We start from the raw sequence: 25,389 nt of genomic DNA, 5'->3' as shown, positions 1-25,389 counted from the left end.
GGTTACATTCCGAACCCGGAAGCTAAGCCTTACAGCGCCGATGGTACTGCAGGGGGGACCCTGTGGGAGAGTAGGACGCCGCCGAACTCCTTTTAATAGGGTTGGGTCTGGAACTTCGGTTCCGGGCCCAACCCTTTTTTGTTGTGCGTCACCTGAAGTTCACGTTGCGCAACCAACATCCCCCGTATGGGTACTGCTGCAATGCTTAGGGCCGCCGGCGTCGGAGTCGGTGATGAGGTTGTCGTACCGGCCTTCGGGAACGTCGAAGTCGCCGAGGCTGTGGTCCTGGCCGGGGCGCTGCCGGTGTTCGCAGACATAGATCCGCTGTCGTACTGCCTGGAGGCCGCCGCTGTGGAGGCGGCCGTGACTCCGCGGACGGCGGCCGTCGTCGCCGTACATCGCTTTGGTCGGTCGGCCGATATCGCGCCGTTGCAAGAGATCGGCCAGCGGCACGGGCTGTTGGTGCTGGAACAGGGCGAGTCCGAAGTTCCGTACGACGAGGTCGCTCAGCGCAGGCAGCGGGCTTCGTATCTGGATGCGAAGTTGAAGGGTGTGCAGACGCCCGATGGTGGTGACGGGCACACTTATCAGCAATATGTCGTGCGGGTGCTGGGCAATGGGCGGCCGGATCGCGATGCGTTCGCTCGGGCCGTGCGGGCCAAGGGTGTTGAGTGTCGAGTGCCGGTGAAGACGCCTGTGCATCGGCTGCCTGAATATCGGCGATGCGTTTCGCTGCCGGAGACCGAGCGTGCCGCTGACGAAACGTTGGCTTTGCCCGTCGATGGCGCTCTGACCAAGCGGGACATGCAGCGGATCGTGGCCGCCTGCAACGCGCTCGGAGGGCTGCTCCAGCCGGCCTTCTGATGGGTTTGGGAGCACGGGTGTGTTCGGGGTATGATCTATTCCGTTGCCGCGAGGGGAACTTCGCAAAAGGCAGCAGGCCCCTATAGCTCAGTCGGTAGAGCGTCTCCATGGTAAGGAGAAGGTCAACGGTTCGATTCCGTTTGGGGGCTCCATGCAGAAGGCCCCGCCCATTCGGGCGGGGCCTTTCTCATGCTCTTCTTCCCGTCTTCCTCAGTCCTTGTGGATGCCCGGGACGCGCATCGCCAGGATGGCCATGTCGTCGGACGGGGCGTCCGAGGCGAAGCGTTCGACCGCGCGCATGATGCGGGCCGCCACCGCACCGGCAGTGAGGCCCGTGCAGGTGGTGAGGACGTCGGTGAGGCCGTCGTCGCCCAGCATGCGGCTGCCTTCGCGGCGTTCGGTGACGCCGTCCGTGACGCACAGCAGGACGTCGCCGGGGTCCAGGGTGACCGTCTGCTCGTAGAGCTCCAGGTCTTCCATGACGCCGAGGAGCGGCTGGGGTTCGGCGGCCGGCTCGACCGTGCCGTCCTGACGCAGGCGCAGGGGGAGCGGGTGGCCGGCGCAGACCACCTTCAGTTCGGCGCTGCCGTCCTCCTGCGGCCTCAACTCGCCGTAGAGGAGGGTCAGGAAGCGGCTGCGGGCGCCCTCGTCGAGGATCGCGGAGTTCAGGCGCTCCAGGACCGCCGGGCCGCTGAGGCCCTCGCGGGCGAGGAGCCGGAGTGCGTGCCGGGCCAGGCCGGTGACCGCCGCCGCGTTGGGGCCCGTACCGCAGACGTCGCCGATGGCGAAGCCGTAGGCGCCGTCGCTGATGGGGAAGAGGTCGTAGAAGTCGCCGCCGACCTCGTTGCCCTCGCCGGCCGCGCGGTAGATGACCTCGACCTCGACGCCGTTGATCTCGGGGAGCTCGGGCGGTAGGAGGCTGCGTTGGAGGGACTGGCTGATGGCCGTGCGCTCGGAGTAGAGGCGGGCGTTGTCGAGCGCCAGGGCGGCCCTTCGGGAGAGGTCCTCCGCCAACTCCAGGATTTCCTGACGGAAGTGTTCGTCCGTCGGTTTGCCGAGGGTCAGCATGCCGATGACGCGGTTGCGGGCCACCAGCGGCAGGACGACCGTCTCGCCGCCCACCGCGGACGCCGTGGCCAGTGTGGGGCCGATTCCCGCGCTGATGCGGCCGATGGGTTCGCCGAGGCCCAGGCTGCGCATGGAGGTGCGCAGGGCCGCCTGGTGGGCCGACTCGGCGGGAGCCGACCACACGCGGGCGCCAGGTGTGGGGACCGGGTCCGGTGGGGCGATCTTCGACAGCAGGGACTTAATGCCGTCGATGAGTTCCTCGTCTTCGTGCAGGACGTATGACAGGTACGGCTCCGAGGCCTGGTCGGCGATCGTGTAGACCGCGCACCAGGTTGCCAGGGTCGGGACCGTCATCTGAGCCATCAGGGCCAGGGTCTGGTCGCGGTCCAGGGTGCCGGCGAGGAGATCGGAGGCTTCGACGAGGAAACTGAGGGAGCCGCGGCGGAGGCGTTCCAGTTCGCCGAGACGGGCGGACTCCACCGCGAGCGCGATGCGGTCGGCGGCGAACTGGAGGCGCAGTGCCTCCTCGTTGGAGTATCTGGCGGGGGCCTCGGCGGCGACGCCGAGGGAGCCGGTGAGGCGGCCCTCGACCTTGAGGGGGACCGTGACGACCGAACGCATGCCGGTGCCCCTCAGCAGGGGAACGGCGCCGGGGACCATCGTGAGGTCCTCGTGGACGGCCGGCATGCGGGCCGAGCCGTAGCGGCCGGGGCCCGCTTCCACAGGCACGCGCGCGAAGCGCTGACGGGCTGAGGGCAGGCCCGTGGAGGCGCGGACCTCCAGCTCTGTCTCGTCGTCGGTCGCGAGGAGCAGGAACGCGGAGTCGCCGTCGAGCATGTCGCGGGCGCGTTCGACCGTGCGCTGAAGGAGGCCGTCGAGGTCGTCCGGGGCCGGAGAGCCGATGAAGACCTCGAACGGGTCGGTGCTCTGAGCGTCGGACGAGGTGTCGGAGGCGGGGATGCGCAACGGGGTCTGCAGGACCGCGCGTTCGTGGTCGCGGACCAGGAGGCAGACCGTGGAAGGCTCGCCCCCCGTGTCTCGGACCCGGAGGTGGGAGGCGTAGACCGGTGTGACGCGGCCGTTGGCGCCCCTTATGCCGTAGCTGCCTTCCCAGCGGGAGAGTTGGAGTGCCTCGGCGATACCGGTACTGGTGCCCGGTGTGTGCGGCCAGGCCGCGAGGTCGGTCAGGGGCTTCCCGGTGACCTGCTCGGCGGCATAGCCGAAGAGATCCTCGGCGTCCTCGTTCCAGGCCGAGATGGCGCCCGTACGGTCGATCTGGACCACTGCCACGCGGACGCGGCCGTCGGCGAGCGGGAGGAGGTCGGAGGGCAGGGACGGGCCTGCGGCGCGCGTGCCCACGGGGCGGTCGGGGAGGTCGAGTTGGAACCAGACCTGTTTGTGGGTGGGCGTGTACTCGACGCCCCAGCGTCCGGCGAGGGCCGCGCACAGCTGGAGCCCGCGGCCGCCCTCGCGGTCGGGGCTGCCCATGTTGACGGGATGGCCCTGCAGGGGGATCTCGCGCTCCGGATACCGGTCGGCCACCTCGATCCGTACCCCGTCGTCACTGCGCAGACACAGAACGTCCGCGGAAGTGCCGGCGTGGACGACGGCGTTGGTCACCAGTTCGCTGGTGAGGACGACGGCGTCGTCGACGATGTCGGCGAAACCCCACCCCTGGAGGGTGTCGCGAACGAAGGAGCGGGCGCTCGCGACCGATCGCCCGACGGGATCGAAGCTGGCTGCCGCGCGCGCGGTGATCACAGAACTCCTCGGCCGGTTGTCGACGTGCAGGGCTCCGAGGCCGACCGGCTCGCGCCGCTGATGCGGCATCTGCGTGCCTGTCGGCCGGTCCGGGGGTTGTCCCCCCGGGATCAGTCCGGTGGTCATGTCCGGCTGTCCCTCCGATGCCCGCTCGTACTCCTCCTGTCACCGCCCAGGCCGGACGGGACCGGCGCGGCTGGACAGCCGCATGCAAGGTTACTTACCTTCGCCGTCCATGCGGATGCCGGTCTGCAGTGTTTCCGTCCGGAGGGTGTGCGGACGATGTGCGAAGCTGCCGAACTGTTATGGCCGGGTTCAGCCAGGGTGAAACACTGGGCAAGCTTCTTGTGAAGGTCCGGGCAGGCTGGGTGACATTCGCGTACCGCGGGCAGCAGCACGTGGAGCGGCCTGGTATATCCGGCAGGAATACCCAGCAGTAACGGGTACGCCGAGCGGCAGCACCCGAGCACAGCAGTAACGGTCGACCCCTGCGGGAGGGACACAGTGGAGTCTGGCGCAGCGACGCGGGGCACTAAGACGCGCGCGAAAGGCGGACAGTCCCTGAGGAACGAACGCAAGACACGAGGCGGTACCACCGCGGTGGACACGGCTTCCCTGAACCGGCTGCTGGCGGCCCTGGTGTCGATGCGGGACGGGAACTTCCGGAAGCGGCTCACGGTGTCCGGGGACGGCGTGATGTCGGAGATCGCCGCCGTTTTCAACGAGGTGGCCGACCGTAATCTCCACCTCACGGGTGAGCTGTCGCGGGTACGGCGCGTGGTGGGACGTGAGGGCAAGCTCACGGAACGGCTGGAGACGGGGGCCTGTGAGGGCTCCTGGGCTGCCGCCATCGACAACTCCAACGCCCTGGTCGACGATCTCGTACGGCCCGTCTCCGAGGTCGGCCGGGTGCTGTCCGCGGTGGCCGAGGGTGATCTGTCGCCGCGCATGGAGCTGCGGACGCAGGCGCCGGACGGGACCGGGCATCCGCTGCGGGGTGAGTTCCTCAAGGTCGGACGGACTGTAAACAACCTTGTCGATCAGCTCTCGACGTTCACCGACGAGGTCACGCGGGTGGCCAGCGAGGTGGGCACCGAGGGCAAGCTCGGCGGGCAGGCACGTGTGCGTGGGATGTCCGGTTCGTGGAAGGACCTCACGGACTCGGTCAACACGATGGCGTACCGGTTGACGGCCCAGGTGCGGGACATCGCGCTGGTGACCACGGCGGTCGCCAAGGGTGATCTGTCGCGGAAGGTCACGGTGCACGTGGCCGGCGAGATGCTGGAGCTGAAGAACACCGTCAACACGATGGTGGACCAGCTGTCGTCCTTCTCGTCCGAGGTGACGCGAGTCGCGCGCGAGGTCGGTACCGAGGGCGAGCTGGGTGGTCAGGCGCAGGTGCCGGGTGTGGCCGGCACGTGGAAGGACCTCACCGATTCGGTGAACCTCATGGCCGGCAACCTGACCGCGCAGGTGCGAGGAATCGCCCAGGTGACGACGGCGGTCGCCAACGGTGATCTGTCGCAGAAGGTCACGGTGTCGGCGCGCGGCGAGGTCGCCCAGCTCGCGGACACGATCAACCAGATGACCGAGACGCTGCGGATCTTCGCGGACGAGGTCACACGCGTGGCCAACGAGGTCGGTGCCGAGGGCCGACTCGGTGGCCAGGCGAATGTGCCGGGTGCGGCGGGGACGTGGAAGGACCTGACGGACTCCGTCAACACGGCGTTCCGGAATCTCACCGGACAGGTGAGGGACATCGCGGCGGTCACGACGGCTGTGGCCAACGGTGATCTGTCGCAGAAGGTCACGGTGGATGTGTCCGGCGAGATGCTGGAACTCAAGAACACCGTGAACACGATGGTGGACCAGCTGTCTTCCTTCGGTTCCGAGGTCACGCGTGTGGCGCGTGAGGTGGGTGTCGAGGGTGAGCTCGGCGGACAGGCCCAGGTTCCGGGTGCGGCGGGGACCTGGAAGGACCTGACGGACTCCGTCAACACGGCGTTCCGGAACCTCACCGGACAGGTGAGGAACATCGCCCAGGTGACCACGGCCGTGGCCAACGGTGACCTGTCGCAGAAGGTCACCGTGGACGTCTCCGGCGAGATGCTCCAGCTGAAGAACACCGTGAACACGATGGTGGACCAGCTGTCGTCCTTCGCCGACCAGGTCACGCGTATGGCCCGGGACGTGGGAACGGAGGGCCGGCTGGGCGGTCAGGCGGTCGTGCCGGGTGTGGCCGGCACGTGGAAGGAGCTCACCGACTCCGTCAACGGAATGGCAGGAAACCTCACCGCCCAGGTGCGCAACATCGCCCAGGTGACCACCGCCGTGGCGCGGGGTGACCTGTCGCAGAAGATCGACGTCGACGCGCGGGGCGAGATCCTGGAGCTGAAGAACACCATCAACACGATGGTCGACCAGCTCTCCGGCTTTGCCGACCAGGTGACCCGCGTGGCGCGCGAGGTGGGTACCGAGGGCCGTCTGGGCGGTCAGGCGCAGGTGCCCGGAGTCGCCGGTGTGTGGCGGGACCTGACCGATTCCGTGAACGGAATGGCAGGAAACCTTACGGCCCAGGTGCGCAACATCGCGCAGGTCGCCACCGCGGTGGCACGGGGTGACCTGTCGCAGAAGATCACCGTGGATGCGCGCGGTGAGATCCTGGAGCTCAAGAACACGCTGAACACGATGGTGGACCAGCTGTCGTCGTTCGCGGAGGAGGTCACCAGGGTCGCCCGCGAGGTGGGTACGGAGGGCCAGCTCGGTGGTCAGGCCGAGGTGCAGGGCGTCTCCGGCACCTGGAAGGACCTCACTCAGTCCGTGAACTTCATGGCGAACAACCTGACCATCCAGGTGCGTCAGATCGCCGAGGTCACGACCGCGGTCGCCAAGGGCGACCTGTCGAAGAAGATCACCGTCGACGCCAAGGGCGAGATCCTCGAGCTCGTCACGACCGTCAACACGATGGTGGACCAACTGTCCAGCTTCGCCGAGCAGGTGACCCGGGTGGCCCGTGAGGTGGGCACCGAGGGCATCCTGGGCGGCCAGGCGCATGTGCCCGGTGTCACGGGCATCTGGAAGGACCTGAGCGGCAACGTCAACCTGATGGCCAAGAACCTGACCATGCAGGTGCGGAACATCTCCCAGGTAGCGGCGGCCGTCGCCAACGGTGACCTGACGCGGACGGTGACGATCGAGGCGCGCGGTGAGGTCGCGCAGCTCGCCGACACGTTCAACACGATGGTGAAGACGCTGAGTTCGTTCGCCGACCAGGTCACCAAGGTGGCCCGCGAGGTGGGTACTGACGGCATCCTCGGTGGTCAGGCGCATGTGCCGGGTGTGGCCGGGACCTGGAAGGACCTCACCGAGTCCGTGAACCAGATGGCGTCCAACCTGACCGGTCAGGTGCGCAACATCGCCCTGGTCACGACCGCCATCGCCAAGGGTGACCTGTCCAAGAAGATCGACATCGACGCTCGCGGCGAGATCCTCGAGCTCAAGACGACGATCAACACGATGGTCGACCAGCTGTCGTCCTTCGCCGAGGAGGTCACCCGGGTCGCCCGCGAGGTGGGCACGGAAGGACAGCTCGGCGGCCAGGCACGCGTGCGTGACGTCGACGGCACCTGGCGCGACCTCACCGAGTCCGTGAACGAAATGGCAGGAAACCTTACTCGGCAGGTGCGAGCCATCGCGCGCGTGGCGACCGCGGTGACCCGAGGCGACCTGAACCTGAAGATCGACGTCGACGCGTCCGGCGAGATCCAGGAGCTCCAGGACTACATCAACAAGATGATCGCGAACCTGCGCGACACCACGATCGCCAACAAGGAGCAGGACTGGCTCAAGGGCAACCTCGCCCGAATCTCGGCCCTGATGCAGGGGCGGCGCGACCTGGAGGACGTGGCCTCGCTGATCATGAGCGAGCTGACGCCGGTGGTGACGGCGCAGCACGGGGCGTTCTTCGTCGCGATGCCGCTCCTCGACGGCAAGGACCTCGCGGCCGAGAGCGAAGACCAGTACGAGCTGCGGATGCTCGGGTCGTACGGCTACTCGATGGGTTCCATGCCGACGTCCTTCCGGCCGGGTGAGGCGCTGATCGGCACGGCCGCGGAGGAGAAGCGCACGATCCTGGTGGAGAACGCGCCCAGCGGCTACCTGAAGATCTCCTCCGGACTCGGCGAGGCCCCGCCCGCGCAGGTGATCGTCCTTCCGGTGCTGTTCGAGGGCAAGGTGCTCGGCGTGATCGAGCTGGCCTCCTTCACGCCGTTCACGCAGATCCAGAAGGACTTCCTCAACCAGATCGCCGAGATGATCGCGACCAGCGTCAACACCATCTCGGTGAACACCAAGACCGAGGTGCTGCTGAAGCAGTCGCAGGAGCTGACCGAGCAACTCCGGGAGCGTTCGGCCGAGTTGGAGAACCGGCAGAAGGCGCTTCAGGCGTCCAACGCCGAACTGGAGGAGAAGGCCGAGCTGCTGGCCCAGCAGAACCGCGACATCGAGGTGAAGAACACCGAGATCGAGGAGGCGCGGCAGGTCCTGGAGGAGCGCGCCGAGCAACTCGCGGTCTCCATGCGCTACAAGAGCGAGTTCCTCGCGAACATGTCGCACGAGCTGCGTACGCCGCTCAACTCGCTGCTGATCCTGGCGAAGCTGCTCGCCGACAACGCCGAGGGCAATCTCTCGCCGAAGCAGGTCGAGTTCGCCGAGACCATCCACGGCGCCGGGTCGGACCTGCTCCAGTTGATCAACGACATCCTCGACCTGTCGAAGGTCGAGGCGGGCAAGATGGACGTCTCGCCGACGCGTATCGCGCTCGTCCAGCTCGTGGACTACGTGGAGGCCACCTTCCGCCCGCTGACCGCGGAGAAGGGCCTGGACCTGTCCGTGCGGGTCTCCCCGGAGCTGCCGGCCACGCTGCACACCGACGAACAGCGGCTGCTTCAGGTGCTGCGCAACCTGTTGTCGAACGCGGTGAAGTTCACCGACTCCGGGTCGGTGGAGCTGGTCATCCGGCCCGCCGGGATGGACGTGCCGCAGAAGATCCGGGAGCAGCTGCTGGAGGCCGGTTCGCTGACCGAGGCGGACGCGCCGCTGATCGCGTTCTCCGTCACCGACACCGGTATCGGGATCGCGGCCAGCAAGATGCGGGTGATCTTCGAGGCGTTCAAGCAGGCGGACGGCACGACGAGCCGCAAGTACGGCGGTACGGGACTGGGGCTGTCGATCTCGCGGGAGATCGCCCAGTTGCTCGGCGGGGAGATCCACGCGCAGAGCGAACCGGGGCGCGGCTCGACGTTCACGCTGTATTTGCCGCTGCACCCGAGCGAACTGCCTCCGCACGGCTACCAGCAGCAGCTGCCGCCCCTCGACGCCGGCGCCCTGGTCGCCTCGGCGGCCGAGCTGGCCGAGCTCTCCGACGTGGAGGTCGAGACGCCGGCCGAGGTGCGGTCGTACCGGGAGACGCAGAACGGCGCCGCGGCACTCTTCAGGCGCCGTCGCAGGGCCGCGAGCGAGCTGGAGCAGCGGCCGGCCCAGCCGGAGCAGTGGTCGGCGGCGGAGCCGGACGCGGCGCCGCAGTCCCGCCGGGGCATCCGGTTCGGCGGCGAGAAGGTACTGATCGTCGACGACGACATCCGTAACGTCTTCGCGCTGACCAGCGTCCTGGAGCAGCACGGCCTGTCCGTGCTGTACGCGGAGAACGGCCGGGAGGGCATCGAGGTCCTGGAGCAGCACGACGATGTCGCGGTTGTCCTGATGGACATCATGATGCCCGAGATGGATGGATATGCCACGACTACGGCGATTCGTAGGATGCCGCAGTTCGCCGGACTCCCGATCATCGCGCTGACCGCCAAGGCGATGAAGGGCGACCGGGAGAAGGCGATCGAGTCGGGTGCATCTGATTATGTGACGAAGCCGGTCGATCCTGATCACCTGCTGGCGGTGATGGATCAGTGGATGAGGGAACAGTGACCGGAGCTGACAGTGTTCACGCGGAGTTGCTGACTCAGTGTGCTCGAAGCCGTGTAGAAGTGCGGGATTCGGGGAACCTTCTGGTCTCCTGCCGCGTTTCTGCTACGTGCACAGTGACATCGCGGTGACAGGGTGTGGCGACAGGCGGGGTGCGGCTACCATGACCGGCACGAGGGCGGGCGGCGTAAGGGAGTCGTCCCCTGGGGCGGAGCCCGGTGCACTGCCGGGGCGAGGAGGGCGGGCCATGGTGCAGAAGGCCAAGATCCTCCTGGTCGATGACCGGCCGGAGAATCTGCTGGCGCTGGAGGCGATCCTCTCTGCGCTCGATCAGACCCTGGTGCGGGCATCGTCCGGGGAGGAAGCGCTCAAGGCACTTCTGACGGACGACTTCGCGGTCATTCTGCTGGACGTTCAGATGCCGGGAATGGACGGTTTCGAAACCGCGGCGCACATCAAGCGGCGGGAACGGACCCGGGACATCCCGATCATCTTCCTCACCGCGATCAATCACGGCCCGCATCACACCTTCCGTGGTTACGCGGCGGGCGCGGTGGATTACATCTCCAAGCCGTTCGACCCGTGGGTGCTGCGGGCGAAGGTCTCGGTGTTCGTCGAGCTGTACATGAAGAACTGCCAGCTGCGTGAGCAGGCGGCGCTGCTGCGGCTCCAGTTGGAGGGCGGCGGCAAGGCCGCGGGCGGCGACGCGAAGGAGCCGGCGGGGCTGCTGGCCGAACTGTCGGCGCGGCTCGCCGCCGTCGAGGAGCAGGCCGAGGCATTGTCCAAGCAGCTCGACGAGGAGTCCGCGGACGCGGCCGCAGTGGCCACGGCGGCCCATCTCGAACGCAAACTCACGGGTTTGCGGCGGGCGCTGGACGCGCTGGAGCCGGGCACCGGAAGCACGTCCTCGGTCCCTTCGCAGAACTGACATCGAGGAGGCGCGTGTTGACGCGCGCCATCTGGGGGCCGTCCGGCGTGCGACCGGTCCGTGAACCGGCGTCAGTTCGCTGCCTCCGCAAGGGCGACACGAACGGGTGAAGCAGTGGGCACACGTGTCCGCTGTCGTCTCCACCGGTAACCTCACACCCATGGCCTCACGTCCCTCCGCAGCCAAGAAGCCGCCCGCGAAGAAGGCGGCCGCTTCCGCGAAGGCCCCGGCGAAGAAGGCCGCTGCCAAGAAAGCCCCCGCGAAAAAGGCGCCGGCCAAGAAGGCCGCGGCGAAGAAAGCCGCGCCCGCGCCCAAGCCGGCACCCAACCCCACCGGGGGCATCTACCGGCTCGTGCGCGCCGTCTGGCTCGGGCTGGCGCACGCGGTCGGCGCGGTGTTCCGCGGCATAGGGCAGGGCGCGAAGAACCTCGACCCGGCCCATCGCAAGGACGGCATCGCGCTGTTGCTCCTCGGGCTCGCGCTGATCGTCGCCGCCGGCACCTGGTCCAATCTGCGCGGCCCCGTCGGCGACCTCGTCGAGATCATCGTGACCGGCGCCTTCGGCCGGCTCGACCTGCTCGTGCCGATACTGCTCGCGGTCATCGGCGTACGCTTCATGCGGCATCCCGAGAAGCCCGAGGCCAACGGCCGCATCGTCATCGGCCTGTCCGCGCTCGTCATCGGTGTGCTCGGCCAGGTGCACATCGCCGTCGGCTCGCCCGCCCGCAGCGACGGCATGCAGGCCATAAGGGACGCGGGCGGCCTCATCGGCTGGGGCGCGGCCACTCCGCTGACGTACGCCATGGGCGAGGTCCTCGCCGTACCGCTGCTCGTGCTGCTCACGATCTTCGGGCTGCTCGTCGTCACGGCCACGCCGGTCAACGCCATTCCGCAGCGGCTGCGGCTGCTGGGCATCAAGCTCGGCATCCTGCCCGACCCGGACGAGGACGACGACGTCACCGAGGACGACCAGCGCTACGACGACCAATGGCGCGAGGCGCTGCCCGCGGCGCGCGGCCGTAAGCGCCGCCCGGCGCCCGAGGCGTACGACCCCGACAGCGCCGAGCAGGAGGCCCTCTCGCGGCGTCGCGGGCGCCCGAGGCGCTCCGCGGTGCCGCAGCCCGAGATGAACCGTCCCATGGACGCTGTGGACGTCGCCGCTGCCGCCGCTGCCGCACTCGACGGAGCCGTCCTGCACGGGATGCCGCCCTCGCCGATCGTCGCCGACCTCACCCAGGGCGTCAGCGTGGGCGACCGCGCGGAGACCACGCGGGTGCCGACGCCGGTTCCGGCCGCGCGGCCCAAGCAGGAGAAGCTCCCCAAGAGCGAGGTCCCGGACCTGACCAAGGCCGGGGTCCCGGATCTCACCAAGGCCGCTCCCGACGAGGTCCGCGACCTGCCTACACGCGCCGAACAGCTCCAGCTGTCCGGTGACATCACCTACTCGCTCCCGTCGCTCGACCTCCTGGAGCGCGGCGGCCCCGGCAAGTCGCGCAGTGCCGCCAACGACGCCATCGTGGAGTCCCTCACCACCGTCTTCACCGAGTTCAAGGTCGACGCCAGGGTCACCGGCTTCACGCGTGGGCCGACGGTCACGCGCTACGAGGTCGAACTCGGGCCCGCCGTGAAGGTCGAGCGGATCACCGCGCTGACGAAGAACATCGCGTACGCGGTCGCCAGCCCGGACGTGCGGATCATCAGCCCCATCCCCGGCAAGTCCGCGGTCGGCATCGAGATCCCCAACACCGACCGGGAGATGGTCAACCTCGGTGACGTGCTGCGTCTCGCGGCCGCCGCCGAGGACGACCACCCGATGCTGGTCGCGCTCGGCAAGGACGTCGAGGGCGGCTATGTGATGGCCAACATCGCGAAGATGCCGCACGTGCTGGTTGCCGGTGCGACCGGTTCCGGTAAGTCGTCGTGCATTAACTGCTTGATCACTTCCGTGATGATGCGGGCGACCCCGGAGGACGTCCGGATGGTCCTCGTCGACCCCAAGCGTGTCGAGCTCACCGCGTACGAGGGCATCCCGCACCTGATCACCCCGATCATCACCAACCCGAAGCGGGCCGCCGAGGCGCTCCAGTGGGTCGTACGGGAGATGGATCTTCGCTACGACGACCTGGCGGCGTACGGATACCGGCACATCGACGACTTCAACGAAGCCGTGCGGGGCGGCAAGGTGAAGGCGCCGGAGGGCAGTGAGCGCGAGCTCCAGCCCTACCCGTACCTGCTGGTGATCGTCGACGAGCTCGCCGACCTGATGATGGTCGCGCCGCGTGACGTCGAGGACGCGATCGTGCGCATCACGCAGCTCGCGCGCGCGGCCGGCATCCACCTGGTGCTCGCCACACAGCGGCCGTCGGTCGACGTCGTCACGGGTCTGATCAAGGCGAACGTCCCCTCAAGGCTCGCGTTCGCCACCTCGTCGCTCGCGGACTCGCGGGTCATCCTCGATCAGCCCGGCGCCGAGAAGCTGATCGGCAAGGGCGACGGGCTGTTCCTGCCGATGGGTGCCAACAAGCCCACGCGCATGCAGGGCGCGTTCGTGACCGAGGACGAGGTCGCGGCCGTCGTCCAGCACTGCAAGGACCAGATGGCGCCCGTCTTCCGGGACGACGTCACCGTGGGCACCAAGCAGAAGAAGGAGATCGACGAGGAGATCGGCGACGACCTCGATCTGCTGTGCCAGGCGGCCGAACTGGTGGTCTCCACGCAGTTCGGATCGACGTCCATGCTGCAGCGCAAGCTGCGGGTCGGGTTCGCCAAGGCTGGGCGGCTGATGGACCTCATGGAGTCGCGGGGCATCGTCGGACCGAGCGAGGGCTCCAAGGCTCGTGACGTTCTTGTGAAACCTGATGAGCTGGACGGCGTGCTCGCCGTGATCCGCGGGGAGGCTTAAAGGGAGTCCGGGCGGAAACGGGACGCGGTGATCGCCTTGCGGGCGGGTGGGTGACGGGTCGATGTCCGATCGTGACTCACCCGTAAGGGATCATTGGGCAACCGTTCCCCTTCGGCGTACGTCAAGTTGAGGGAAGCGCGAGAATCTCGTACTCCGTCATCGGCGTGTCCGGCCATTCCGATGGCGTACAAAGTCCTACCGCCCGGTTGCCCCACCCTTTCGTACCCCCCCTAGACTGAACCTCCAGCACAGGTGGCTTAAACGCTCGAAAGGCGCCCCCGTGTCCATCGGCAACTCCCCTGAAGACGAGCGTCCGTTCGAAGACGTGTCCGACGAATTCCGCCCCTCGATCGGCCGTGCCATCCGGCAGGCGCGCATCGACGCAGGGCTGACCGTCGACGACGTCACCAACGCCACCCGGGTCCGCATCGCCATCGTGCATGCCATCGAGGACGACAACTTCGCCCCCTGCGGCGGCGACGTGTACGCCCGTGGCCACATCCGGACCCTGGCCAAAGCCGTCCACCTCGACCCCGCCCCGCTCCTCGCCCAGTACGACGACTCGCACGGCGGACGCCCGGCGCCGACCCCGGCGGCCCCCCTGTTCGAGGCGGAGCGGATCCGCCCCGAGCGGCGCGGGCCAAACTGGACCGCCGCCATGGTCGCCGCGATCGTCGCCGTGATCGGGTTCGTCGGGTTCACCGCTTTCAAGGGTGAGGACGAGGGCGGCAGGACGGCGGTCGCCGAGGGCGGCTCGACGCCGACCGCCGACAAGATCACGCCCACCCCGAAGACCGACAAGCCCAAGGACCCCAAGCCCTCGGACAGCGCCATCGCCGCCGTTCCGCAGGACAAGGTGACCGTCCAGGTCAGCGCCGCCGACGGCAGGAGCTGGATCTCGGCCAAGGACCACAACGGCAAGCTGCTCTTCGACGGCCTCCTCAAGCAGGGCGACACCAAGACCTTCCAGGACAGCGACAAGATCAACCTCGTCCTCGGCGACGCGGGTGCGATCGACCTGTACGTCAACGGCAAGAAGATCGAGGACGACTGGCAGCCAGGGGCCGTGGAGCGCCTCACCTACACGAAGGGCGACCCGCAGGCCGGATAAGTCAGGCCGAAGGGTTGAGCTGTGGACGGGGTTGGCCAAGATCGGCCAACCCCGTCGACGTGGGCTGTCAGTGAGACAAAGTAGTCTTGAGCCCATGCCTGAACGCCGTACCGTCGCACTCGTCACTCTTGGCTGCGCCCGCAACGAGGTGGACTCGGAGGAGCTCGCAGGCCGTTTGGAGGCGGACGGCTGGGATCTCGTGGAGGACGCCGAGGACGCGGACGTCGCCGTCGTCAACACCTGTGGCTTCGTCGACGCCGCCAAGAAGGACTCCGTCGACGCCCTCCTGGAGGCCAACGACCTCAAGGGCCATGGAAGAACCCAGGCCGTCGTGGCGGTGGGCTGCATGGCCGAGCGGTACGGCAAGGAACTCGCCGAGGCCCTGCCCGAGGCCGACGGTGTGCTCGGCTTCGACGACTACGCCAACATCTCGGACCGCCTCCAGACCATCCTGAACGGCGGCGTCCACGCCTCCCACACGCCGCGCGACCGGCGCAAGCTGCTGCCGATCAGCCCGGCCCAGCGACAGGAGTCCGCGGCCGAGGTCGCGCTGCCCGGGCACGCGCCCGTGGACCTTCCGGAAGGGCTCGCTCCGGCCTCAGGGCCCCGTGCGCCTCTGCGCCGCCGCCTCGACGGCGCCCCGGTCGCCTCGGTGAAGCTCGCCTCCGGCTGCGACCGGCGCTGCTCCTTCTGCGCCATCCCGTCCTTCCGCGGCTCCTTCATCTCGCGCCGCCCGAGCGACGTGCTGAACGAGACGAGGTGGCTCGCCGAGCAGGGCGTCAAGGAGATCATGCTGGTCTCCGAGAACAACACCTCGTACGGCAAGGACCTGGGCGACATCCGCCTGCTGGAGTCCCTCCTGCCCGAGCTCGCCGAGGTCGACGGTCTCGAGCGGGTGCGCGTCAGCTACCTCCAGCCGGCCGAGATGCGGCCCGGCCTCATCGACGTGCTGACCTCCACGCCGAAGATCGCCCCGTACTTCGACCTGTCCTTCCAGCACTCCGCTCCCGACGTGCTGCGCGCGATGCGCCGCTTCGGTGACACGGACCGCTTCCTGGAACTGCTCGACACGATCCGCGGCAAGGCCCCCCAGGCCGGCGTGCGCTCCAACTTCATCGTGGGCTTCCCCGGCGAGACCGAGGCCGACCTCGCCGAACTGGAGCGGTTCCTGAACGGCGCGCGCCTGGATGCAATCGGTGTCTTCGGGTACTCCGACGAGGACGGCACGGAGGCGGCGACGTACGACGACAAGCTCGACGAGGACGTCGTCGCAGAACGGCTGGCACGTGTCTCCCGGCTGGCCGAGGAACTCGTCTCGCAGCGGGCCGAGGAGCGTGTCGGGGAGACCGTGCACGTGCTCGTCGAGTCCGTGGACCCGGCCGAGGGTGTGTACGGCCGTGGAGCGCACCAGGCGCCGGAGACCGACGGCCAGGTGCTGCTCACGAGCGGCGAGGGGCTGAGCATCGGTCGTATGGTCGAGGCGAAGGTGGTCGGTACCGAGGGTGTCGACCTGGTGGCCGAGCCGCTTCAGGGCATGCTCGCGTGTAGTGAGGAGGCGGGCAGATGACCGGAGTTCCGGCGTCCGCCGCGGGTGGCTCCTCCCCGGCGGGTGCGGCGGGCAAGGCGAGCGCGGTGGGTTCGTCCAAGGCCCCCGGGCCGAAGGCGGGCGGCGCCGAACCGGGTGTCGCGGGCGGTGCCAAGGCCGCGCGCGGCGGGAAGGTCGTGGCCGCGGCCGTCAACCAGGCCAGCGTCTGGAACATCGCCAACCTCCTGACCATGCTCCGGCTGGTCCTGGTGCCGGCTTTCGTCGCGCTGATGCTGGCCGACGGGGGATACGACCCGGCCTGGCGCTCCCTGGCCTGGGCGGCCTTCGCCATCGCCATGATCACCGACCTGTTCGACGGCCACCTGGCACGGACGTACGACCTCGTCACCGACTTCGGGAAGATCGCCGACCCCATCGCCGACAAGGCGATCATGGGTGCGGCGCTGATCTGTCTGTCGGCCCTCGGTGATCTGCCGTGGTGGGTCACGGGCGTCATCCTCGGCCGGGAACTCGGCATCACGCTGCTGCGTTTCATCGTCATCCGGTACGGCGTGATCCCGGCGAGCCGCGGCGGCAAGCTCAAGACCCTCACGCAGGGCGTGGCCGTCGGGATGTACATCCTGGCGCTGACGGGGTGGCTGGCCACCCTGCGGTGGTGGGTGATGGCCGCTGCGGTCGTCCTGACCGTAGTGACCGGGCTCGACTATGTGAGACAAGCCATTGTGCTGCGCAGGCAGGGAATTGCCGAGCGCAAGGCCGCGTTGGAGGAGACGGAAGCGTGAGTTCCCCGGCCGCCGACGTGGTGCGACTACTCGCAGTGAAGGGCGAGACGGTCGCTGTCGCCGAGTCGCTGACCGGTGGACTGGTTGCGGCGGAAATCACAGCAGCCCCTGGGGCCTCCCAGGCCTTCCGGGGTTCGGTGACCGCCTACGCCACCGAGCTGAAGCATGAGCTGCTCGGCGTGGACGCCACCCTGCTGGAGCAGCACGGAGCGGTGAATCCGCAGGTAGCGGCTCAGATGGCGGTCGGCGTACGGAAGGCGCTGGGCACCGACTGGGGCATCGCCACGACCGGTGTCGCGGGTCCCGAGGAGCAGGACGGACAGCCCGTCGGCACCGTCTTCGTGGCCGTGGCCGGACCCGTCGACCACGGTTCCGGTTCCGCCGGTGGCGGAAAAGTAGAGGCCCTGCGGTTGAACGGCGACCGTGCGGAAATTCGTATGGAGAGTGTACGGAGCGTACTCGCACTGCTCCTGACGGAGCTTGCGAGCGAACACAGTGGGAATGAGCGGGCACAGGATACGGAACGGAACGGGGGGTTTTGATGTTTGCAGCCCTGAGTGAACACGACATCGCTCCCCGCACGGCCGCGGCGCAAGGCGGTACGGTGGGGCGTGAAGGATGCGGCTACGCGGTCCGAGGAGGGAGCCACCGATGATTCTGCTCCGTCGCCTGCTGGGTGACGTGCTGCGTCGGCAGCGCCAGCGCCAGGGCCGTACTCTGCGCGAAGTCTCCTCGTCCGCCCGAGTCTCACTCGGCTATCTCTCCGAGGTGGAGCGGGGGCAGAAGGAGGCTTCCTCCGAGCTGCTCGCCGCGATCTGCGACGCGCTGGACGTACGGATGTCCGAGCTCATGCGGGAAGTGAGCGACGAGCTCGCCCTCGCCGAGCTGGCCCAGTCTGCTGCGGCCACACCCAGCGAGCCTGTACCGGCGTCGGTCCGTCCGATGCTGGGTTCCGTGTCGGTGACCGGTGTGCCACCGGAACGGGTGACCATCAAGGCGCCTTCCGAGGCGGTGGACGTCGTCGCCGCCTGACGGTGACAAGGCTGCGCGTGGGCTGACCACGTGCCGAGAAGTTGTGTGAGGCCCCGGCCGGGCCTCCTCCAGGGAGACCTGGGGGAGTGCGGTCGGGGTTTCGTGCTGTTGAGGGCCTCTCGCGTCCGTGGCAGTGGCCTGCCCGGTCCGTTTGCCGGTGCCTGTCCCGGCGGTCATGGTGGAGGGGTGTGACGGCGCCTGACGCGCTGTGACGACGTTGGCCCGCGCTGCATCCGTGTGCCGAGGGTGCGCCCTCCCGGCGGGTGAACCGGCGGCCTAGCCTCGGGCTGGAGGTGAGCGGATGGCACGGCCGATAGCGCGCTGGGGGGTGGCCTTGGTGCTCGGGGCGCTGTGGTGGTGGGCCGTGCTGAGACTCGCGCTGGCGCCCGGCGCGGGGGCGCTGGAGGCGGCTGTCGCCGCGGGAGGGTGGGGGCTGAGCCTCCTGCCGGTGCACTGTGTGCCCAAGGCACGGGCCCTGGGAGCCGTCGACTCACGGCGGTGGGCTCAGGCCTGGCAGGCGGGGCGGGAGGGGCGGGCTACCACGGCATCGCCACACCGCCGTTCGGACGCAGGATCTGCCCCGTGGTGAACGCCGTGGCGTCGGACGCCAGGTGAAGCACCGCGTGCGCAATGTCCTCCGGTTCGCCGACCCGGCCCAGTGGTGACATACGGGCCATGAACGCCTCGGTCTGCTTCTGTGCCGCGGAGTCGTGGCGGTCGGTCATGGGGGTGCGTATCCAGCCCGGGGCGACCGCGTTGACGCGGATGCCGTGCGGGCCCATCTCCGTCGCCAGCGTCTTGGTCAGCTGTATGACGGCCGCCTTGGCCGCGCCGTAGCAGAGCAGACCGGGGCCGCCGGTGTCCACGGCGCCCGAGGCCATGGTGACGATGCTGCCGCCGATGCGCTGGGCGAGCATCGCGCGGGCCGCCTCCTGACAGGCGTACAGCACCCCCTTGAAGTTGACGCTCAGTACTCGGTCGAGGTCTTCGTCGCGGGTCTCCAGGACCGTGCTGCTGTGCATGATCCCGGCGACCGCGGCCATCACGTCGAGTCGCTCGCAGGAGGCGACGGCCTGGTGGAGCTGCTCGCGGTCGGTGACGTCGAGAGGGTGGGTGCGGGCGGTGCCGCCGGTCGCCTTGATCAGGGTCGCCGTCTCGTGCAGGCCCTGTGCGTCACGGTCGGCGCAGTGCACGGCGGCGCCGGCTTCGGCGAGCAGCACGGCCGTGGCGCGGCCGATGCCGCTGGCGGCGCCGGTGACGAATGCGGTGCGCCCGGTGAGGTCGTACGCGTCGACGGCCATGAAGGGACGGTACGAGGGGATCTGACGGGTCGTCAATTGGTGGTACGGGGTGGAGTGCTGCGCCGGGGTTCTCGGGCGGTGCGGGGAGCCGGGTGCGGGGCGGCGGGGCTCGGGGCCGGGCCCGCCTGGCAGTTCGGGCACCAGTAGGTGGGGCGCTCGCGGGAACCGTCGCCCTGGTTCGCCACCCGGACCGGGGTGGTGCAGCGCAGGCAGGGGCGGTTCGCCCGGCCGTACACGAAGAGGTCCTGGCCGCGGCGGCCCGTCGTACTGCGGATCGGGCGCTCGCGGTTGGCTTCCAGGAGCTTCTTGGCGAGTAGGGGCAGTTGGGCGGTGTGCTCGGCGGGGAGGGCGCCGACGGGGAGCCACGGGGTGGCTCGGAGCAGGAAACAGAGCTCGCTCTTGTAGACATTTCCGATGCCGGCGAGGTTGCGCTGGTCCAGCAGGGCCTCACCGAGAGGGCGTGCGGGATCCGCGAGGAGGTTGCCGAGAGCGCGGTCGGGGGACCAGTCCGGGCCCAGCAGATCGGGGCCCAGGTGGCCGACGGCGCGGTCCTCCTCGGCGGTGCGCAGGAGGTCGAGGACGGGGAGGCGGTAGCCGACGGCCGTGCGGGCCGGTCGGGCGTCGGCGGCGAGGATCACCCGGATCTGGTGGGCAGGACCGCCCGTCCAGCGCTGCTGCTCGGCGTACACCTTCCAGGAGCCTTCCATCCCCAGGTGGGTGTGGACCGTCAGGCCGCCTTCGACACGGGTGAGGAGGTGCTTTCCTCGCGGGGTGACGTCCAGGACGGTACGGCCGGTGAGGTCGACGGTGGCGTACTTCGGCACCCGGAAGTCGCTGAGGGTCAGCACCTTGCCCGCGAGGGCGGTGTGCAGCCGTTTCGCGGTTTGCCAGACCGTGTCTCCTTCGGGCATGGGTCAAGGGTGGCACGGGTGCGGAGGCGGGTGTGGGGTCGCTCGGAGCTCGGAGCTCGGCGCTCGGCGGTGTCGGACAGGGCTGGGCGGGGCCGGGGCGCTGGCGGGCAGGTCAGGCGCGTAGGCGCAGGCCTCGGGGGGTCGCGATGAAACCCGCTCCTTCCAGGAGGGTGCCTATGGGGGACGTCAGCGCCGACGTGCCGTTCACGCGCTCCACCGTGACCGTGCCCAGAGAGCCCGCGCGGGCCGCCGCCGCGAGGGCCTCGGCTGCGGTGTGCAGGCGGGAGTCGTCGGTGGGCTCGGTGTCCGGGGCGGAGAGCCAGGCCAGCAGGGTCTTGCCGCCGCGTTCCATGTAGAGGGTCAGCTCGCCGTCGACGAGGACCACGAGGGAGCCCGCCTTGCGGCCCGGCTTGTGTCCGGCGCCGGTGGGGGGTTCGGGCCAGGTCAGGGCGGCGCCGTACGCGTTCGCCGGGTCGGCGGCGGCGAGTACGACGGCTCGGGTGTCGGCGGCGGGGCGAGGGCGGTGGGAGGCGGGGCCCGGGGCGTAGGGAGTGCCGCCGTTGCGCCACGCGCCGCCTTGTGGGGTGCGTGGGCCGCCACGCGGGTCGCGGTCGCGGGGCGAGCGGTAGTCGCCGGGACCGAGGTGGGCGTCCAGGAAGTCGTGGTCGAGGTCGGGGATGTCGTAGGTGGGGGTGCCGTCGGGGTAGTCGTATGCGGGGTTGGGGGGCTGGTCGGCGTCCTGGGTGGGGGATCCGTCGGAGGAGCCGAAGCCACTGGAGCCGCCGAAACCGTCAGGTGTGTTGTACGGGGCAGGTGCGCCGAAGAGGTCGGGGGCGTCGGTGGTGTCGCGGGCGGTCGGGCCGGGCAGGCCGTCGCCCCGTTCGCGGGCGTTGGCCACCGCGCGCAGACGGTCCACCGCGCCGTCCATGGCGAACTGTGCGGCGCCGAGTCCCTCTACCACGTAACCGCGTCGCGCCTGGCCGCTCTCCTCGAAGGCGGACAGGATGCGGTACGTCGCCGAGAAGCCGCCCTCGACGCCCTCCGCGGCGACCGCGCCACGGGTCACCACGCCGTGTCGGTCCAGGAGGGTGCGGGCCAGGGCGTGGGCCCGCACGGTGGGGTCCGGCTCATGGGTCGGGAGCAGGGCCCAACGGCCGGCGACGGTCGGCGGGCCGGACCGGGAGGCGGGGCGGGCGGCGGCCGTGAGGGAGCCGTAGCGTCCGCGCGGAACCGTGCGCTTGGCACGGTGGGCGGTGGAACCGGCAGTGCGGCCCGAGCCCAGCAGGGCGCGCATGGGGGCGAGCGTGTCGTTCGTCAGACGGCCCGACCAGGCCAGCTCCCAGAGGGCGTCGGCGAGTTGGGGGTCGGTGACGTCGGGGTGGGTGGTGGCGCGGACCTGGTCGGCGATCTGACGGAAGAACAGACCGTAGCCGCCGGACAGGGTGTCCAGGACGGACTGGTGCAGTGCAGTCAGCTCCAGGGGGTGAGGCTGCGGCAGAAGCAGGGGGGCCGCGTCCGCCATGTAGAGGGAGACCCAGCCGTCCTTGCCGGGGAGCGAGCCCGCTCCGGCCCACACGACCTCGCCCGCGGAGGTGAGCTCGTCGAGCATCGCGGGCGTGTAGTTCGCGACACGGGATGGCAGGACGAGCTTCTCCAGGGCGGATGCGGGCACGGACGCGCCCTGCAACTGCTCGATGGCGCGGACCAGTCCGTCGATGCCGCGCAGGCCGTGGCCCTTGCCGATGTGCTGCCACTGCGGCAGGAACTGGGCGAGTGCGGCGGGCGGCACCGGCTCCAGTTCATGACGCAGGGCGGCGAGGGAGCGGCGGCGCAGGCGGCGCAGGACCGCGGCGTCACACCACTCCTGGCCGATGCCGGCCGGGTGGAACTCGCCCTGTACGACGCGGCCGCCCGCCGCCAGCCGCTGGAGGGCGCCGTCCGTGATCGCCACGCCCAGGCCGAAGCGGCCCGCCGCGGTGGCCGAGGTGAACGGGCCGTGGGTGCGGGCATAGCGGGCGAGGAGGTCACCGAGAGGATCCTTGACCGGCTCGGTGAAGGCCTCGGGGACGCCTACCGGCAGGGCCGTGCCGAGGGCGTCGCGGAGTCGGCCCGCGTCCTCGATCGCCGCCCAGTGGTCGGTGCCGGCGATACGGACCTTGATGGCGCGGCGGGCGGCGGCCAGCTCCTGGGCCCAGTGGGGTTCGGCGCCGCGTTCGGCCAGTTCGGCGTCGGTGAGCGGGCCGAGGAGCCGCAGGATGTCCGCGACGCCCTCGTGGTCCTTGACGCGGCGGTCCTCGGTGAGCCACTGGAGTTCTCGCTCCAGCTCGGTCAGGACCTCGGCGTCGAGCAGCTCGCGCAGCTCCGCCTGTCCCAGCAGTTCGGCCAGCAGCCGTGAGTCCAGCGAAAGGGCGGCTGCACGGCGTTCGGCGAGCGGGGAGTCTCCCTCGTACAGGAACTGGGCGACGTAGCCGAAGAGGAGGGAGCGGGCGAAGGGGGACGGCTCGGGGGTGGTGACCTCGACGAGGCGTACCTTGCGGGATTCGAGGTCGCCCATCAGCTCGACGAGGCCGGGGACGTCGAAGACGTCCTGGAGGCACTCGCGGACCGCCTCCAGGACGATCGGGAACGAGCCGAACTCGCTCGCCACCTGCAGCAGTTGGGCGGCGCGCTGGCGCTGCTGCCACAGCGGGGTGCGCTTGCCGGGGTTGCGGCGCGGCAGCAGCAGGGCGCGGGCGGCGCACTCGCGGAACCGGGACGCGAACAGGGCCGAGACACCGACCTGGTCGGTGACGACCTGGTCGACGTCGCCCTTGTCGAAGACGACATCCGCCGCGCCGACGGGAGCCTGGTCGGCGTCGTACTCCATGCCGGCCTTCGCCGGTTCCTGGTCGAGAAGGTCCAGGCCCATGAGGTCGGCGTCGGGCAGGCGCAGGACGATGCCGTCGTCGGCGTGCATGACCTGCGCGTCCATGCCGTACCGCTCGGAGAGCTTCGCGCCGAGGGCGAGCGCCCAGGGGGCGTGGACCTGGGCGCCGAAGGGGGAGTGCACGACGACGCGCCAGTCGCCGAGTTCGTCGCGGAAGCGCTCGACGACGATCGTGCGGTCGTCGGGAACATGCCCGCAGGCCTCGCGCTGTTCGTCGAGGTACGACAGCACGTTGTCGGCGGCCCAGGCGTCCAGGCCGGCCGCGAGGAGGCGGAGACGGGCGTCGTCCTTGGGCAGCGAGCCGACCTCGCGCAGGAACGCGCCCACCGCGCGGCCCAGTTCGAGCGGGCGGCCCAGCTGGTCGCCCTTCCAGAACGGGAGGCGGCCCGGGACGCCCGGGGCGGGGGAGACCAGGACGCGGTCGCGGGTGATGTCCTCGATGCGCCAGGAACTGGTGCCGAGCGTGAAGACGTCCCCGACGCGGGACTCGTAGACCATCTCCTCGTCGAGTTCGCCGACCCGGCCGCCGCCCTTCTTGGGGTCGGATCCGGCGAGGAAGACCCCGAAGAGGCCCCGGTCGGGGATGGTGCCGCCGGAGGTGACGGCCAGGCGCTGGGCGCCGGGGCGGCCGGTGATCGTGCCGGCGACCCGGTCCCAGACCACGCGTGGGCGAAGCTCGGCGAAGGCGTCGGACGGGTAGCGGCCGGCCAGCATGTCGAGGACCGCGGTGAACGCGGACTCGGGGAGGGACGCGAAGGGGGCGGCTCGGCGGACGGTGGCGAGCAGGTCGTCGAACTGCCAGGTGTCCATCGACGTCATGGCGACGACCTGCTGGGCCAGGACGTCCAGGGGGTTGGCCGGGACCTTGAGGGACTCGATGGAACCGGTGCGCATCCGTTCGGTGACCACTGCTGCCTGGACGAGGTCGCCGCGGTACTTCGGGAAGACGACGCCGGTGGACACGGCGCCGACCTGGTGGCCCGCGCGGCCGACGCGCTGGAGGCCGGAGGCGACGGACGGGGGTGATTCGACCTGGACGACGAGGTCGACGGCGCCCATGTCGATGCCCAGCTCAAGGCTGGAGGTGGCGACGACCGCCGGGAGGCGGCCCGCCTTGAGGTCCTCCTCGACCAGTGCGCGCTGCTCCTTGGAGACCGAGCCGTGGTGGGCGCGGGCGATCACCGGGGGTGCGCCCTGGGCCGCGCCCGAGCCGCCCATGAGTTCGGCCGGGGCGTGGTGCTCGTCCAGGGGTTCGCCGGTGGCGCGCTCGTAGGCGATCTCGTTGAGGCGGTTGCAGAGCCGCTCCGCGAGGCGGCGGGAGTTGGCGAAGACGATGGTGGAGCGGTGGGACTGGACGAGGTCGGTGATGCGCTCCTCGACGTGGGGCCAGATCGAGGGCCGTTCCGCGCCTTCGCTGCCGTCGGCGACCGGGGAGCCGCCCAGCTCGCCCAGGTCTTCGACGGGGACCACGACCGAGAGGTCGAACTCCTTGCCCGACTTCGGCTGGACGATCTCCACCTTGCGGTGGGGGGAGAGGTAACGGGCGATCTCGTCGACCGGGCGGACGGTCGCGGAGAGGCCGATGCGGCGGGCGGGCTTCGGGAGCAGTTCGTCCAGGCGCTCCAGGGTGAGCGCGAGGTGGGCGCCGCGCTTGGTACCCGCGACCGCGTGGACCTCGTCCAGGATCACCGTCTCGATGCCGGTCAGGGCCTCGCGGGTGGCCGACGTCAGCATCAGGAAGAGGGACTCGGGGGTGGTGATCAGGATGTCCGGAGGGCGGGTCGAAAGGGCTCGCCGCTCCGCGGCGGGGGTGTCGCCCGAGCGGATGCCGACCTTTACCTCTGGCTCTGGGAGGCCCAGGCGGACGGATTCCTGGCGGATGCCGGTCAGGGGGCTGCGGAGGTTGCGCTCCACGTCGACGGCCAGGGCCTTGAGAGGGGAGACGTAGAGGACGCGGCAGCGCTTCTTGGGGTCGGCCGGTGGGGATGTGGCCGCGAGTTGATCGAGGGCGGCGAGGAAGGCGGCCAGGGTCTTGCCCGAGCCGGTGGGGGCTACGACCAGCACGTCCGAGCCCTCGTGGATGGCCTGCCACGCGCCTGCCTGGGCTGCGGTGGGCGCGGAGAAGGCGCCCGTGAACCAGCCGCGGGTCGCGGGGGAGAAGCCGTCCAGGGCTCGGCGCGGGTTGCTGACCATGCGTCCATCCTGCACCCGGGCACTGACAATGGGGCTGAGCTGGGCAGATGTCTTCGGGGTGTGGGTGGTGGAGTGCCTCCGGAGGTGC

General features: G+C 69.8%; 14 protein-coding genes, 1 tRNA gene and 1 rRNA gene. 12 read left to right on the top strand and 4 right to left on the bottom strand.

Features of this window, described 5'->3' with window-relative positions; all coding sequences use genetic code 11:
* The 3 genes from rrf to ACZ4UU_RS39160 form a co-directional block, all read left to right on the top strand.
* Positions 1 to 87: ribosomal RNA gene (gene rrf, locus ACZ4UU_RS39170) — 5S ribosomal RNA — on the top strand; the annotation flags it as partial.
* A gap of 114 nt (positions 88 to 201) precedes the next feature.
* Entirely contained in the window at positions 202 to 864 is a 663-nt protein-coding gene (locus ACZ4UU_RS39165) for a DegT/DnrJ/EryC1/StrS family aminotransferase (protein WP_471908187.1), read from the top strand.
* Positions 865 to 940: 76 nt separating this feature from the next.
* A tRNA-Thr gene (locus ACZ4UU_RS39160) sits at positions 941 to 1,016 on the top strand.
* 58 nt (positions 1,017 to 1,074) lie between these two features.
* Here the strand turns inward: ACZ4UU_RS39160 and ACZ4UU_RS39155 are convergent.
* Positions 1,075 to 3,819 (bottom strand): SpoIIE family protein phosphatase, encoded by a 2,745-nt coding sequence (locus ACZ4UU_RS39155; RefSeq protein WP_471908184.1) that lies wholly within the window; start codon positions 3,817 to 3,819, stop codon positions 1,075 to 1,077.
* Positions 3,820 to 4,197: 378 nt separating this feature from the next.
* Between ACZ4UU_RS39155 and ACZ4UU_RS39150 the strand changes: the two genes are divergently transcribed.
* From ACZ4UU_RS39150 to ACZ4UU_RS39110, 9 genes are all read left to right on the top strand, one after another.
* A complete protein-coding gene (locus tag ACZ4UU_RS39150) occupies positions 4,198 to 9,672 on the top strand; it encodes a HAMP domain-containing protein (protein ID WP_471908183.1) in 5,475 nt (1,824 codons plus the stop codon).
* Between the two features lie 244 nt (positions 9,673 to 9,916).
* Entirely contained in the window at positions 9,917 to 10,597 is a 681-nt protein-coding gene (locus ACZ4UU_RS39145; RefSeq protein WP_471908182.1) for a response regulator, read from the top strand.
* A 160-nt stretch (positions 10,598 to 10,757) separates the two neighbouring features.
* Positions 10,758 to 13,499, top strand: coding sequence for a DNA translocase FtsK (locus tag ACZ4UU_RS39140; protein ID WP_471908181.1), 2,742 nt, complete (start codon positions 10,758 to 10,760; stop codon positions 13,497 to 13,499).
* Between the two features lie 280 nt (positions 13,500 to 13,779).
* Entirely contained in the window at positions 13,780 to 14,610 is an 831-nt protein-coding gene (locus tag ACZ4UU_RS39135; protein ID WP_471908180.1) for a helix-turn-helix domain-containing protein, read from the top strand.
* A 94-nt stretch (positions 14,611 to 14,704) separates the two neighbouring features.
* The gene (gene rimO, locus ACZ4UU_RS39130; protein ID WP_471908179.1) at positions 14,705 to 16,177 is read left to right on the top strand and encodes a 30S ribosomal protein S12 methylthiotransferase RimO; all 1,473 of its coding nucleotides are present in this window, start codon (positions 14,705 to 14,707) and stop codon (positions 16,175 to 16,177) included.
* Entirely contained in the window at positions 16,174 to 16,938 is a 765-nt protein-coding gene (pgsA, locus tag ACZ4UU_RS39125; RefSeq protein WP_471908178.1) for a CDP-diacylglycerol--glycerol-3-phosphate 3-phosphatidyltransferase, read from the top strand. The genes rimO and pgsA overlap by 4 nt, the downstream gene beginning before the upstream one ends.
* Positions 16,935 to 17,480, top strand: a complete 546-nt coding sequence (locus ACZ4UU_RS39120) for a CinA family protein (protein WP_471908177.1) — start codon at positions 16,935 to 16,937, stop codon at positions 17,478 to 17,480. The genes pgsA and ACZ4UU_RS39120 overlap by 4 nt, the downstream gene beginning before the upstream one ends.
* 109 nt (positions 17,481 to 17,589) lie before the next feature.
* Positions 17,590 to 17,970: a helix-turn-helix domain-containing protein gene (locus ACZ4UU_RS39115; RefSeq protein ID WP_030046881.1), complete on the top strand. Its 381-nt coding sequence runs from the start codon at positions 17,590 to 17,592 to the stop codon at positions 17,968 to 17,970.
* A 301-nt stretch (positions 17,971 to 18,271) separates the two neighbouring features.
* The gene (locus ACZ4UU_RS39110; RefSeq protein ID WP_471908176.1) at positions 18,272 to 18,559 is read left to right on the top strand and encodes a hypothetical protein; all 288 of its coding nucleotides are present in this window, start codon (positions 18,272 to 18,274) and stop codon (positions 18,557 to 18,559) included.
* Here ACZ4UU_RS39110 and ACZ4UU_RS39105 read toward each other — a convergent pair.
* The 3 genes from ACZ4UU_RS39105 to ACZ4UU_RS39095 all read right to left on the bottom strand — a co-directional run bounded on the left by ACZ4UU_RS39105 (position 18,507) and on the right by ACZ4UU_RS39095 (position 25,301).
* Positions 18,507 to 19,271 carry an SDR family NAD(P)-dependent oxidoreductase gene (locus ACZ4UU_RS39105; protein WP_471908175.1) on the bottom strand — a complete coding sequence of 255 codons (765 nt, stop codon included), beginning with the start codon at positions 19,269 to 19,271 and terminating at the stop codon, positions 18,507 to 18,509. The two genes, ACZ4UU_RS39110 and ACZ4UU_RS39105, sit on opposite strands and share 53 nt — an antisense overlap.
* A 32-nt stretch (positions 19,272 to 19,303) precedes the next feature.
* Positions 19,304 to 20,182, bottom strand: coding sequence for a DNA-formamidopyrimidine glycosylase family protein (locus tag ACZ4UU_RS39100; RefSeq protein ID WP_471908174.1), 879 nt, complete (start codon positions 20,180 to 20,182; stop codon positions 19,304 to 19,306).
* 112 nt (positions 20,183 to 20,294) lie between these two features.
* Positions 20,295 to 25,301, bottom strand: coding sequence for an ATP-dependent helicase (locus ACZ4UU_RS39095; protein ID WP_471908173.1), 5,007 nt, complete (start codon positions 25,299 to 25,301; stop codon positions 20,295 to 20,297).
* Positions 25,302 to 25,389 lie beyond the last annotated feature (88 nt).

Source organism: Streptomyces sp. NPDC028907 (assembly GCF_055564995.1).
Note: the sequence above shows the minus strand (reverse complement) of the source record. Positions and strands in the feature narration are given on the sequence as shown.